The organism is Parabacteroides sp. MSK.9.14, from assembly GCF_019041495.1.
GTDB lineage: Bacteria > Bacteroidota > Bacteroidia > Bacteroidales > Tannerellaceae > Parabacteroides > Parabacteroides merdae.
Map to the genome: position 1 here is coordinate 109717 of NZ_JAHPXO010000013.1, position 12812 is coordinate 122528.

Annotated in this window: 12 protein-coding genes; 2 read left to right on the forward strand and 10 right to left on the reverse strand. The window is 50.9% G+C overall.

The window, feature by feature from the left end; genetic code table 11:
• Positions 1 to 73: 73 nt before the first annotated feature.
• The 6 genes from KTG12_RS09075 to KTG12_RS09100 form a co-directional block, all read right to left on the reverse strand.
• On the reverse strand, positions 74 to 1252 hold the full coding sequence (locus KTG12_RS09075) for a HAMP domain-containing sensor histidine kinase (RefSeq protein WP_122115724.1): 1179 nt from the start codon (positions 1250 to 1252) through the stop codon (positions 74 to 76).
• Positions 1249 to 1926, reverse strand: a complete 678-nt coding sequence (locus KTG12_RS09080; protein ID WP_075964569.1) for a response regulator transcription factor — start codon at positions 1924 to 1926, stop codon at positions 1249 to 1251. Before KTG12_RS09080 ends, KTG12_RS09075 begins: the two co-directional genes overlap by 4 nt.
• Positions 1927 to 1990: 64 nt before the next feature.
• Positions 1991 to 5116 carry an efflux RND transporter permease subunit gene (locus KTG12_RS09085; protein ID WP_122115723.1) on the reverse strand — a complete coding sequence of 1042 codons (3126 nt, stop codon included), beginning with the start codon at positions 5114 to 5116 and terminating at the stop codon, positions 1991 to 1993.
• Positions 5117 to 5124: 8 nt separating this feature from the next.
• The gene (locus tag KTG12_RS09090; protein ID WP_155143736.1) at positions 5125 to 6213 is read right to left on the reverse strand and encodes an efflux RND transporter periplasmic adaptor subunit; all 1089 of its coding nucleotides are present in this window, start codon (positions 6211 to 6213) and stop codon (positions 5125 to 5127) included.
• Between the two features lie 1150 nt (positions 6214 to 7363).
• Complete coding sequence (locus tag KTG12_RS09095) at positions 7364 to 8632, reverse strand: TolC family protein (RefSeq protein WP_155143738.1); 1269 nt, start codon at positions 8630 to 8632, stop codon at positions 7364 to 7366.
• Between the two features lie 100 nt (positions 8633 to 8732).
• A complete protein-coding gene (locus KTG12_RS09100; protein WP_075964564.1) occupies positions 8733 to 9194 on the reverse strand; it encodes a septal ring lytic transglycosylase RlpA family protein in 462 nt (153 codons plus the stop codon).
• 207 nt (positions 9195 to 9401) lie between these two features.
• On the opposite strand from KTG12_RS09100, the gene KTG12_RS09105 reads away from it, so the two are divergent.
• Together KTG12_RS09105 and KTG12_RS09110 are read left to right on the forward strand one after the other, a co-directional pair.
• Complete coding sequence (locus tag KTG12_RS09105; RefSeq protein WP_075964563.1) at positions 9402 to 9998, forward strand: LemA family protein; 597 nt, start codon at positions 9402 to 9404, stop codon at positions 9996 to 9998.
• A 13-nt stretch (positions 9999 to 10011) separates the two neighbouring features.
• Positions 10012 to 10962: a TPM domain-containing protein gene (locus KTG12_RS09110; protein ID WP_155143740.1), complete on the forward strand. Its 951-nt coding sequence runs from the start codon at positions 10012 to 10014 to the stop codon at positions 10960 to 10962.
• A 24-nt stretch (positions 10963 to 10986) separates the two neighbouring features.
• Here the strand turns inward: KTG12_RS09110 and KTG12_RS09115 are convergent, their stop codons facing one another.
• From KTG12_RS09115 to KTG12_RS09130, 4 genes are all read right to left on the reverse strand, one after another.
• On the reverse strand, positions 10987 to 11667 hold the full coding sequence (locus KTG12_RS09115) for a hypothetical protein (RefSeq protein WP_154291787.1): 681 nt from the start codon (positions 11665 to 11667) through the stop codon (positions 10987 to 10989).
• A gap of 7 nt (positions 11668 to 11674) precedes the next feature.
• A complete protein-coding gene (locus KTG12_RS09120) occupies positions 11675 to 12076 on the reverse strand; it encodes a hypothetical protein (RefSeq protein WP_155143743.1) in 402 nt (133 codons plus the stop codon).
• A 232-nt stretch (positions 12077 to 12308) separates the two neighbouring features.
• Entirely contained in the window at positions 12309 to 12560 is a 252-nt protein-coding gene (locus KTG12_RS09125) for a DUF1653 domain-containing protein (protein WP_149936186.1), read from the reverse strand.
• 40 nt (positions 12561 to 12600) lie between these two features.
• Positions 12601 to 12812, reverse strand: a 212-nt coding sequence (locus KTG12_RS09130) for a hypothetical protein (protein ID WP_216945424.1), incomplete at its 5' end; no start/stop codon positions are given.

Below are 12812 nucleotides of genomic sequence, written 5' to 3' on the forward strand. Positions count from 1 at the left end.
CTAATACTTTTAGTCAAACAATATCACAAAGATAACCATTCTTTCCATCCGTCCAAGCATAACAGCCTAAAACTTACGGAAATTCGATCTCTACCGTTGTGCCTTTTCCGACTTCGGACGTAATTGTGATTCGGGCCCCGTAGCTTCTCAGGATACGCATGGAAAGACTGAGTCCGATGCCATGTCCGGCAAACTCGCGCGTGTTGGAAGCACGGTAGAAGGGTTGGTATACGCGGGCGATTTCTTCCTCCGGGATGCCGATTCCCGTGTCCGTTATGGTCAGGACGGAGCCTCTCAGCCGCATTTCGACGGGAGCCTCTCCCGAATATTTGCAAGCGTTGTTCAGGATGTTGCCGATAGCGATCTTCAGCAGATACGGATTCGCTTCGATGGCAAAAGCGAAGTGGTCGGTCGTAAAACGAACGCGGTTGCCGACGAACTGCATCAGGAAGTCGGCCAGCAAAACCGTCTCACATGCATTCTTCAGAATCTCCTTATCTCCATGAGAGAGAAAGAGCAGGTTCTTCATCAGCAGGATGATGCGTTTCGTCTCGGAGGCGATACGCCCCAAAGCAGCCTGGTATTCTGCCGGCGTACGTTCCTTCAACAAGCTGATCTCGCATTCTCCCTGGATGGCCGTAAGCGGGTTGTTCAGTTCATGGGACGCATTGCTGATAAAAGACTTCTCACTCCGGTAAGCCGCATCAATGCGGTCGACCATGCGGGTCGCATACAAACGGCCGACAAAATAGACCAGGACGGAACTGACCACCAGCATCCCCAACAGCAGCCAGCCGATCCGTTGCTGGATATCTCCGCCGTACTGGTTGCTCGACACCACCAGCACGATGAAATTACCCTCGTTGTCCGGATAGTAGACAGCCGCTCCCAATTCTTTCCCTTCCTGGAAACGGACTACATTGCCGGCATACAAGGAAGTGATCTTCTCGTCGGTCAGATAGCGGGACAAGGTAGCACGCGTCTCCGCGATGCTGTCGGCATTCAGCAATATTTCCGCTGCGACAGGCAACGTCTCCTCATAATGCTGCTGGATACGGGCGTAATCCTCTTCGTTCAGCTCATCCTTTTCCCAGTGCTTCTGTGCCGTCGCGTATGCTTTTTCCGTCAGATAGGAATAGTAGAGGCGGTTGATATAGTCGGTCGCCACAAAATAGAAAACGACTGTCACCATCGAAATAATGCCGATCGTGATAGCCGTATAGAAAAGCGCTATCTTGTCTCCCGTCTTCATGCTTCCATCATATAGCCCACTCCCACTACGGTGCGGATCAGCTTACGGTCGAAATCCTTGTCGATCTTGCTACGCAGGTAATTGACATAGACATCCACCACATTCGTGTTCGTATCGAAATTCTTGTCCCAGACGTTTTTCAGCAACTCCAGACGGCTCAATGCCGTTCCCTGGTTCCGGATCAGATATTCGAGCAGGCGGTATTCCTTCACGGTCAGGTCGATGACCATCTTGCCACGGATCGCCCGGTGGCCGGACGGATCGAGCGTCAGGTCGCCACAACTCAGAAGCGGCATGGCCGGTTCCGCTCCCGTACGCCGCAAAAGGGCTTTGATGCGGGCTTCCAATTCCTGGAAACTGAAAGGTTTCACCAGGTAGTCGTCGGCTCCGGCATCCAGCCCGTTCACAATGTCGTCCGTCGTCCCCAAGGCGGTCAGCATGATGACGGGCGACTGGTAGCCATACGCCTGCCGATATTGCTTACAGAGTTGCAGGCCGTTCATCTTCGGCATGATGATGTCGAGTATCAACAGTTGGAAATCCTCCTGGCGGACCAGCTCCCAGCCGGCTTGCCCGTCATTGGCCACGCGGACTTCATGGCCGAACTCCTGCAAGCCCCGCTCGATGAAGGAGGCGATGTTTATTTCATCTTCTACTAATAATATCTTTGCCATCGTATGTTTTTTGTGCGTATCGGACTACAAATATAGGACATATCCTTTTACATCCCCAATCTCTTTACAGTTTGCGTTGCAACAATTTTCCATTCTTGTCGTACAACATCCGGCGATAAAAGGTTTCGACCATCAGGGGGAAGACGAAGAGCGTGAAGAAGGTCGCTCCGATCAGTCCGCCGATGATGACGATCGCCAACGGCCGCTGGCTCTCCGAACCGATGCCGTGGCTGAGCGCCGCCGGCATCAGGCCGATGGCTGCCATCGAAGCCGTCATCAGGACGGAGCGGACACGCGAACGGACACTCTGCTTGACGGCCTGCTCCAACGGGCTGCGTGCCTTCAGGTTGCTCTTGATGTCCGATATCATGATCACCCCGTTCTGTATGCAGATACCGAAGAGGGCGATAAACCCGATACCTGCCGATATCGAGAAGTTGAAACGGGTAAGCAGCAAAGCCAAAATTCCTCCGACAGCGGCATACGGCACATTCAGCAAGACCAGTCCTGCATCGCGGGCATTCCCGAAGAGGACGAAAAGGATGATAAAGATAATCGCGATACTGACCGGCACGACCTGCGCCAACCGCTTCGTGGCCCGTTGCTGGTTCTCGAAATCTCCTGTCCATTTCAGGGTGTAGCCTTCAGGCAGGCGGACCTGCTTCTTCACCTTCTGCTGCGCTTCGGCGACAGCCGTCCCCATATCCCGTCCGCGGACGGAGAACTTGACGGCGCAGAAGCGAGCATGGTTGTCGCGGTAGATAATCAGCGGTCCCGTAATCGTACGGATATCCGCCAGTTCCTTGACCGGTATCATCGCCCCGTCGCGTGCAGGGACCAGAATCTTGCCGATCTCGTCCTCTCCGCGGCGGAAAGAGGATTCATAGCGTACCATGATGTTGAACTTCCGTTCGTCCTCGTAAAGCAGTGAGGCGCTCTTTCCTCCGATCGCCATCTCGATGATCGACTGCACGTCCTCCTTCGCCACGCCGTAACGCGCCAGGCGTGATTCGTTCAGCTCGATCCTCAGTTCGGGCTGTCCGATATTGCGGATCACTCCCAGATCTTCGATCCCTTCGACCGTCTGCAGGACCTTATACACCTCGACTGCCTTCTGTTCCGACTCGTACAGGTCCTTGCCGAACACCTTCACCGCGATAGAGCCTTTCACACCGCTTGCCGCCTCCTCCACATTGTCGCTGATCGGTTGCGAGAAGTTGAAGTCCACTCCCGGATAGACACCCAGCCGTTCCTGCATCTTCTCGATCAGTTCCGCTTTCGTCAGCTTGCTCTCCCATTGCTTCTCCGGATAGATGTCCACATGAAACTCAATGTTGTAGAAACCCGTCGCATCCGTCCCGTCGTTCGGCCGTCCCGTCTGAGACAGGACCTGGCGGACTTCGGGATAAGAAGCCAACGTGCGCCTCATCCGGTTTGCCAGTTCCACGGACTCGTCCAGCGAGATGCTCTGCGGAAGCGTTGCCCGGATATAGATGGAACCTTCGTTCAGTTGCGGCAGGAACTCCGTGCCTAACAAGGTGAAGCACCAGAGCCCGACTGCCGCCACCAGTGTCGTAACGGTTATCGTCATCCGTTTATGGGCATGGCAACGGTCGAACAGTCCCGTCGCCATCCGGTTCACCCAGGCCAGGAACGGGTTATGCTTCTCCCTCACATTCTTCTTCAACAGCATCGACGAAAGGACCGGCACAAGTGTCAGCGTAAAGATCAAGGCTCCCAACAAGGCAAACCCTAACGTATAGGCCAACGGGCTGAACATCTTCCCTTCGACTTTCTGGAAAGAGAAGATCGGGACCAACGCCGTGATGATGATCAGCTTGGAAAAGAACACGGCCTTCGCCCGGTCTTTCGCCGTATGCCGGATAATCCCCATCTTGCTCATCACGTTGAAGGCGGGCATCCCCACTTCGCGGGCTTTCCTGTCGAGCGCGACAAACAGTCCTTCCACCATCACGACCGCCCCGTCGATGATGATGCCGAAGTCTATCGCCCCCATCGAGAGCAGGTTCGCGCTCATCCCCATCGCCCGGAGGCAGATGAAGGCAAAGAGCAGTGCCAACGGGATGATGATCGACACGACGATGGTCGTACGCCAGTCCGCCATAAATATCAACACGATGAAAGTCACCAGCAGGATTCCTTCTATCAGGTTGTGGGTCACCGTATGCACCGCCAGGTCCACTAAGTTCTCCCGGTCATAGAAAGGGACGATCCGCACATCCTCGGGCAACGAGTTTTGCTGTATATCGGCTATCTTGTCTTTCAGCGCAGCGATCACCTCGCCGGGGTTCTCCCCTTTCCGCATCACGATGATCCCTTGCACCACGTCGTCCTCCTCCATCCGCCCGACCTGTCCGAGACGGGGCAAGGAAGACTCGTGCACGTCCGCCAGGTTCTTCACCAGGATGGGTGTGCCGTTGATGTTCTTCACCACGATGTTCTCGATCTCCTTCACGTCGTTGATCAAGCCGATCCCCCGGACGACATACGCCTGCGAGCTCCGTGTGATCACGTCACCTCCTACGTTGATATTGCTCTTGGCTATGGCGTCATAGAGTTCGAGCGTCGTCACCCCGTAGTTGATCAACCGGTTCGGATTCACGCTCACCTCGAAGGTTTTCACCTCTCCTCCGAAACTGACGATATCCGCCACTCCGGGAACCGCCCTCAGTTTCCGCTCGATCACCCAGTCTTGGAAAGTCTTCAACTCCCGAACCGTCCGCTTGTCGCTGCGCAGCGTGTACCGGAAAATCTCTCCCGTAGGCCCGTACAACGGTTGTACCTCCGGTGTCACACCTTCCGGCAGGTCCGCATCGTTCAAGAGGTTATAGACTTGCTGGCGGGCATAGAAATCGTCCACGTCGTCGTCAAACATCACTTGGATGACCGACAGCCCGAACAGTGTCGTGCTCCGGATATCCGTCTTCTTCTGTACCGGGTTCATGGCTATCTCGACTGGGATCGTGATGAACTTCTCGATCTCCTCCGCGCTCCGTCCCGGCCATTGGGTAATGATCGTCACCTTCGTGTTCGTCACATCGGGAAAAGCGTCGACAGGCGTATGAAGGAAACTGACCGCCCCGGCGATAACGGCTATCACGGTCAGGAAAAAGATGAAGAACTTGTTCCTGAGCGAAAAGGTGATGATTCTATCTATAAAGGTATGCATCTCGTTTCTTATTTTAAAGCATTATAGACCAACAGGGCATTCTTGTTCACGACCACGTCTCCTTCTTCCAATCCGGCTTCCAGGTAGCAGTATTCGTCCGTCTGCTTGCTGACGGCGACTTCCTGCATCCGCAGGCTGCCATACGTACCGACACACACGACATACTGCTTGCCTCCCTCGAATATCAGGGCATGTGACGGTATGCGGGGCATGAGCCGTCCTTCTACCCTGCATTGTACATACACGTTCGTAAACATTCCCGGTTTAAGCATATAATCCTTGTTGTCCAATTTGATACGGACCTTCATCGTCTTGCTCTCGCTATCGAGCAGGTTATATACTTTGTCGATCGCCCCGGCAAACTCCCGGTCCTTCCCGTAGGCGAGTGTCGTGATGCGGACAGCGGCTCCTTCCCGTATCTTGCGGATATCGCTTTCGTACACATCCGCCATCACCCAGACATCGTCCAGACCGGAAACGGTGAACAGCTCCTCTTCCCGGTCGGAGCGGATCTGCATATCTCGGCTGATGTTCTTCCCGACCACAAAACCGGAGACGGGAGAGGTTATGTCGTAAGTCGAGTTGGAACCGATCCGGTAGATGTCATACACCTCACGGAGCCTTTTCACCTCCGCCTTCGCATTGGCGGCTTCCTGCTCGGCCTGCAAGAGGTCACGCTCGGAGGCTGTTCCGCTTTCGAGCATGTCCCGAACCGCATCGAGGTTACGGTCGGCCAAAGCGAGCTGATGGGCGGCATCTTTCTGCTGTTTCTCGAAATCGGCCACTTCGCTGCTCCTGATAACGGCAAGGAGCTCGCCTTTCTTCACATAATCACCGGCTTCAACCTCCACCTGCGTAACGGTCCCTCCGAAGATGGGATACACATGGGCCACCTGCCCTGCATCGAAAGTGACACGGCCGTTCAACAGCAGCTCGTCGCTCAAAGGTGTTTTCCGTACGGTATCGACCGAGACTACCTGCCGGAGACTGTCCGTCAACATCAACCCTGTATTGGTTTCTTCGGGCATGACGGCGTGGTTGCCGCATGACAAAAACAGGGGAAAAAGAATGAGTAGAAAAAGATTTTTCTTATTCATATCGATAATATTTAATTTTTTGTTATTTCTTTTTTGTTGGGTTGCAACCGGACGGGCTACTCCGGGGAAGGCTACGCTGTCGCCTGTGGAGCGGGCTTTGCCCGATACCCAAGATTTTTTTTCGTTGGGTCGCATCCAACTTCCTTTTTTCGTTGGATTACATCCAACTGTTGTTCTGTTACTTTTGGCTTGATCCAAAAGTAACCAAAAGATCAAGGCTCAACCGGACGGGCTACTCCGGGTGAAGGCTACGCTGTCGCCTGCGAAACTCGCTTCGCTCAAACAGCGCAGGCTCCGGACGCTACGCCTTCACCCTCCGCTTTACGCCCGTCCGCTTAGGCCTTTCCCAGAAAGCTCCGCTTTCTCTTATGATTGCCGATACCGCCTGTTTTTTCCTTTCTTTTCCCTTTTCCTTTTGCATTTCCCTTTTTGTTTCCTTGTTTCTCCCTTTTATTTCTTTGTACCTCCCTTTTACATCCCCCAACCCCGTAGGGGCAGGGCTCTGCTCTGCCCTCCCGCAAAAATCACCAACACCATTCCGCCCTTCCACATAAAATCATCAACCTCACCCACCTCTTTATGTATAATACATCAACACCACCTCTTCCTTTGTTCCTTTATATCTTCTATCTCCCTTTTGCATCCCCAACCCCGTAGGGGCAGGGCTCTGCTCTGCCCTCCCGCAAAAGATCACACCCCTATTGCTTTATATATACTGTTTTATATATATCGCATATTATATATCACATCATATATATCACATCATATAAATAATATAAACCACCGTTATCGGCAATCCCCAAAGAGCCGTTCCGGCTCTGCTCCCGGCCTAAGCTGGCGAGCGTTAAGCGCAGTGACCGTAGTGAGCGCCCGGAGCGTCTGCTGTCTGAGCGAAGCGAGTTTCAGACGCGACAGCGAACGAAGGAAACGAAGTAGCTCGTCAGCTTAAGCCTTGACCTTTTGGTTACTTTTGGGTCAAGCCAAAAGTAACAGAACAAGTTGGGTAAAACCCAACAAAAAAAGTCTTGAATCTAAGCGAAGCAAGCCTCAGACGCGACAGCGAACGAAGTAGCGAACCTGCTTCAGTCTTGATCTTTTTGGTTACTTTTGGGTCAAGCCAAAAGTAACAGACAAGCCTTGATCTTTTCGGTCACTTTTGGATCAATCCAAAAGCATCCCCCACTATAGTATTCAACCCCTCCGCCGCCATCACCACATCCCTCTTCATCTCGTATAGCTGCAAACATGTTTCCTTATATGCCTCGTAATAATCGATAAACTCCAACAGGCTGATGTTGCGCTTCCGGAAACCGGCGTTCACACCTTCGATGATACGGTCGAAGTCTCGTTCCAGTTCATAATCCGAAGAGCGATAAAGTTCCAGTGCCTTTGCCAGCTTCGTGTAACAAGCGAAAAGCTCGTTATCCGCCTGCCTGCGTGCCTGCTCTGCCAGTGTGTTGTTGCGAAGGACGGAGAGACGTGCCGATTTGATGTTTCCCTGATTGCGGTTGAATAGGGGGACAGAAACGCTCAACCCTATTGCGAAGTAATTGTTGCAGAAGTTCCCCGCCCTGTCATAAGCCCCTTTCAGGCTCACTTCGGGAAAAGCGAGCGACCGCTGCAGGCGCACATCCGCCTCCGAAGCCCGTATGCCTGCCTCCGCCTGTTTCAGGTCGGGACGTCCGGCCATGCGTGCACTCAATTCGGCAAGCGGCAGCTTCTCCAGCTCGATGCGGTCCAAGGCCGATTCGTCGAAAAGCGGTTCCGGAACCTCCTCCCTCTTCAGCCCCAAAAGCAAACGCAGATCCCCTTCCAAGGCGACCGCCTCGTTCGATATGCCGTTCCTCTCCTGTTTCAGCGAAAGCAACAAAGCCTGTATGCGCGACTTCTCCAAGAGGGAGACATTCCCTTTCGCATTCTGTTCCTTATAAACATCCAGGACGGTCGACAGATATCCGATCTCCCGGTCATAGACCGACAATGATTTGCGGGTGTAGTAAAGATCGACAAACTTCTCCTTCAGCTCTCCCCGAAGCGTACGGATCACCTCTTCAAACTGATACACCGCCATCTCCTTATTGAGCTTTTCCAAGCGTACCCGCTTGTTGCGCTGGCCGGCGATATAGATCAGCTGTTCGATCTCCACCACGGCCTCTCCCTCCTTCCCCAGGTCGAAATACTTGCCGTTATTGCGGTTGTAGACATTCTGTTCGAACGAAACGACCGGGTTCTCGAACAACTTTGCCTGCGTCACTTGCGCCTCTGCCATATCGACATGATAGCGTTCGGCGATCAAAGACAGATTGCAGGCGGCAAAACGTTCGAGGGCATCGTCCAACGACAGGCGGACAACTCCTTCCTGTGCCACCCCCGTCCACACACGGATCATCAACAGGATCAATAAAACAGGTCTGTACATTTGCTTTTCCTTTTTTTGCGGCAAATGTACGGACCTGCATACGAATCCCCCCCGGATATCCGATTAGAATCCTCTTAAATGAAATTAGAAAATCATTAGATTATCTGCCCCTATCGACCCTGTAAGGCGGTTTCACCCGAAGGTGGTCCACTTCAAGGAAAGGGATTTGCGGATAGAGAAGATCGAGAAGGCTAAGATCTATCTTTCCCGGAACGACCTCGACGCGTACACGGGCAAGGCCTTTTTTCTTAAAGTCCAAAAGTTCGGCCGCGCCGGCAGAGACATCGATGATACGGCCTTTGCGGAAAGGGCCGCGATCGGTGACACAGACGATCACCCGTTTCATATTGGCCAGATTGGTGACACGCAGAAAAGTGCCGAAAGGATGTTTCCGGTGAGCCGCCACCAGTTCGTCTCCGTCATGGACCCGTCCGCTGGCTGCCTTACGCCCGTGGAAACGGTCATGATAATAAGAAGCAAGCCCCTCCTCCTGCCCCCATGCGGCATCGGAGGCTGCGAAAGCGACCAGCAAAAAGATGATATGTATCAGACGAAAGGACATACATGCTATCGTTTTTACTCCACAATAACGTAAAATCCCCGGTTTTATTGCAAACATCCTCCATTATATTTTCCCAACAGGTATGGCAACAGGCCGAATTAACAAGAGGCATATGGAGAATTGTCAGTTCTTTTTACTAATTTTGCATTGTTTTTCATAGCATTGGCCCGATTTGGCAACAACACAACCTATAAATGAATTAAAAAGATGAAACACAAAGCTCTATGGATCACCCTTGCGGTGGTTGCAATCCTCGGTATTTCCCTCTTTTCATGGGTAAAAGGAACGTATAACACGATGGTGGCTCAAGACGAAAACGTCAAGACAGCCTGGAGCCAAGTCGAGAACCAGTACCAGCGCCGTATGGACCTGATCCCGAACCTGGTCAACACCGTGAAAGGCTATGCCGCTCACGAGAAAGAGACGCTCGAAGGTGTCGTCAGCGCCCGTGCACAGGCAACACAGACCACCATCGACCCCTCGAACCTGAACGAAGAGTCGATGAAGAAATTCCAAGCCGCACAAGGTGAACTGAGCAGTGCCCTCTCGCGCCTGATGGTCGTGCTCGAACGCTATCCGGACCTGAAAGCCAACCAGAACTTCTCCGAACTGCAGGCCCAACTGGAAGGAACGGAAAACCGGATATCCGTCGAACGCAAACGCTTCAACGAAGTCGCACAAACCTACAACACCTATATCCGCAGCTTCCCTTCCAACATACTCGCCGGCATGTTCGGCTTCCAACCGAAAGCCTATTTCACTGCCGAAACGGGTGCAGAAAAAGCGCCTAAGGTAGAATTCTAAATTACCGGGCAAGATGGAAAGAATGCGCTTGACAGGTGTCTGCCGCCTCGCCCTGCTCCTGCTGTTCCCGCTGTGGCTGTCTGCCGCCGCCTCGCCTTCCTATACGATCGAGACAATCCCGAACGTACGCCTTGCGGACCGCAACAACTACGTCAGCAACCCCGACGGGATCATCCGCTCCGACGATGCGGCACGCATCAACAGCCTGCTCCGGACGGTGGAAGACAGCCTCGGCATCGAGATTGCCGTTGTCGCGGTGAAAAGCATCGGCGACAACGATGCCCGCATGTTCGCCACCGACCTCTTCCAATACTGGAAACCGGGTAAAAAGGGAAAGGACAACGGCCTGCTGATCCAGCTCGTGACAGACCCTCCGCAGCGTTCCGTCGTCTTCGAGACAGGCTACGGGCTCGAAGGCGTCCTCCCCGATGCCATCTGCTACCGCATGCAACAGCGCTACATGCTCCCCGACTTCAAAGCCGGCGACTATAGCGCGGGAATGCAGAAAGGCGTCGAGGCCGTCAAAAACTACCTGATGGCAAGCGACTACGAACGGGCCTCCATCGTCGGTGACGAGCAGGAGATGGACGACGAGGAGTTTTTCGAAATAATCGGAATCTTCCTTATCATCTTCATCCTCTCCGCCCTCATAGCCTGCCTCATACGGTCGTCCTACATGCACCGCCCGCGCGTCTGTCCCCGTTGCGGACAAAAAACGCTCGTCTATGCCGGCCGGCAAGTCCTGCGGCGTGCAACCTACGACAGCGAAGGACTGGTCGAAGAACTCTGGCGCTGCAAGAACTGCGGCTACACAGAAAAGAAAAACCGTACCACCGACCGTCTCCAACGCAACGACACCCCCATCATCTTCGGCAACACCACCCCCGGAAGCAGTTGGGGCGGCAGTGGAGGCAGCTGGGGCGGAGGCGCTTCAGGCGGCGGCGGTTCAATCAGCCGTTGGTGATAAATATGGAAAAGGATTCTGATATTACATCATACGTTCTTTGACAAGATCTGGTATGTATTTATTTTTTTCATGCATATCTCCTAATCCTAATTTAGGATATACCATGCCACCAATTCCAGGAATGATACCTTTTTCTTTATCTTTAAGGGTGTCAATTGCAAATGTTAAGAAATTAAACTTATCAGATATGGAAGCGGGAAATTCTTTTTTCAAATTAGCTTGGGCATCTTTATACATCACGGGAGCTACGATATAAATCTCTTGAGGATAAATATCATTAATCAAGCGAGTTAACTGAGTCCGTACAACACAAGATGTACTAATAATGGATTTGACAACAACCAAAGTCCGACATTTGTTAATTGGCTCAATATAGGATTTGATAATAGGGCTATATTCTAATCCGGTAAAGGCATTTAATGTTATTCTTTCATTCCAAAAGACTGCTAAAGATACTTCCTTTTGAGACAAGCTCTTCAAAACTCCACGAGCCAACCAATCAGCATCTTCTGAAGCACAAGCCAACATTGTATTGCCATACTCACCATGTGTCCGTTCATTCAAGAGTTTACCTAAAGCTTCTCCTACTAAGTAGAAGGAACGACGATAATCTTCAACAGAAATATCAGGTTTTGATAAAGCCTGTATCTGTTGAATCGTTTCGCTGTTCGTTTCATATGTCAAGTTTACATAAGTTCTCATATCTAACTTAACTTAATAATTCTATCAATTCCCAAAGATCAGAAGGTTGTACATTTTCTAACTTTTGTTCTATTTCTGGAGTCCATATTATTTTGCCTGACAGTTTTTGATTACTTGTATACCAATGCAGGTTACTTCCGCAAGTATAAAAACAGAGATCAAAACGTCTTAATATTTCCTGACTGCTATCTGATATTTGGATATTCGGATAGGTTTTTATATTAATAAATCCCTTGCCTATTCTTTTTATTTCATCAGATATTTCCTTCAAAGAAATATTCTTTTGCTCCAAGCCAGTCCATACTCCCAAGATTGCTTCTGCAATACCCAGCAATTCATCATCTTTTGCTTCTCCCAATGCTGTAATATTTTGAATAGCATCCTTAAAAGGAGGATGAGACAATATCAATTGGTTAAGACTTTTTTCAGCACATCCTTTATTTGATGATATATCCGATGAGCCGTATTTGATTCTTCTATAAGAAGGTCATCTACAAAACACTCTTCTAATTGGGACGTGAAATGGACAGAATCCAGTTGTGTTATATGACTGTTCATAAAAAGAGCAATACAGTAAGTGGTGTAAAAACTCTCATAAATATTCCCTTTACTGTTATTATTGCCACCTTTATGTTTGTTCTTCAGATATTTTCTTTCTTGAGGGCTAATAGGCATGGTATTTCTTTTTCTGCAATCTCAGTAAAACGATTTATTTCAATGCCATCACGGATTACTTTGTCAAAAAACAAAGTTTTAGGGCGTACCCATATTTTATGCATACCATACAAAGCCTGATAGATTACCATCTCCTCTTGCGTTTCACTATGATAAGCATACCCTATCAATTTATATAATCCGCCCTTGAAATGCATAAAATATCGTTCCTTATCCATGATAAATCTATATTTGTGTATAAAAGTAGTGGATTTCTCATTAAAAACATCGAAATGTCACAGAGATTTTCTTTTTTAACGTTGTATAACACGCAACATGAATAAAGGAGGAGAGATAAGAATAGAGCGTAGTGACATCATAAAACATTACACCGATGTTTCCGCCCAGTATTTCCATGGGCAGCTGGGGCGGAGGCGCTTCAGGCGGCGGCGGTTCAATCAGCCGTTGGTGATAAATATGGAAAAGGATTC

Bases quoted from the DNA above. Each gene is read 5' to 3' on its own strand.
- KTG12_RS09090 (WP_155143736.1), bottom strand. From the start codon at position 6,213: ATGAATAAGAAAAATCTTTTTCTACTCATTCTTTTTCCCCTGTTTTTG.
- KTG12_RS09080 (WP_075964569.1), bottom strand. From the start codon at position 1,926: ATGGCAAAGATATTATTAGTAGAAGATGAAATAAACATCGCCTCCTTC.
- KTG12_RS09075 (WP_122115724.1), bottom strand. From the start codon at position 1,252: ATGAAGACGGGAGACAAGATAGCGCTTTTCTATACGGCTATCACGATC.
- KTG12_RS09110 (WP_155143740.1), top strand. From the start codon at position 10,012: ATGGAAAGAATGCGCTTGACAGGTGTCTGCCGCCTCGCCCTGCTCCTG.
- KTG12_RS09125 (WP_149936186.1), bottom strand. From the start codon at position 12,560: ATGGATAAGGAACGATATTTTATGCATTTCAAGGGCGGATTATATAAA.
- KTG12_RS09105 (WP_075964563.1), top strand. From the start codon at position 9,402: ATGAAACACAAAGCTCTATGGATCACCCTTGCGGTGGTTGCAATCCTC.
- KTG12_RS09115 (WP_154291787.1), bottom strand. From the start codon at position 11,667: ATGAGAACTTATGTAAACTTGACATATGAAACGAACAGCGAAACGATT.
- KTG12_RS09085 (WP_122115723.1), bottom strand. From the start codon at position 5,116: ATGCATACCTTTATAGATAGAATCATCACCTTTTCGCTCAGGAACAAG.
- KTG12_RS09095 (WP_155143738.1), bottom strand. From the start codon at position 8,632: ATGTACAGACCTGTTTTATTGATCCTGTTGATGATCCGTGTGTGGACG.
- KTG12_RS09100 (WP_075964564.1), bottom strand. From the start codon at position 9,194: ATGTCCTTTCGTCTGATACATATCATCTTTTTGCTGGTCGCTTTCGCA.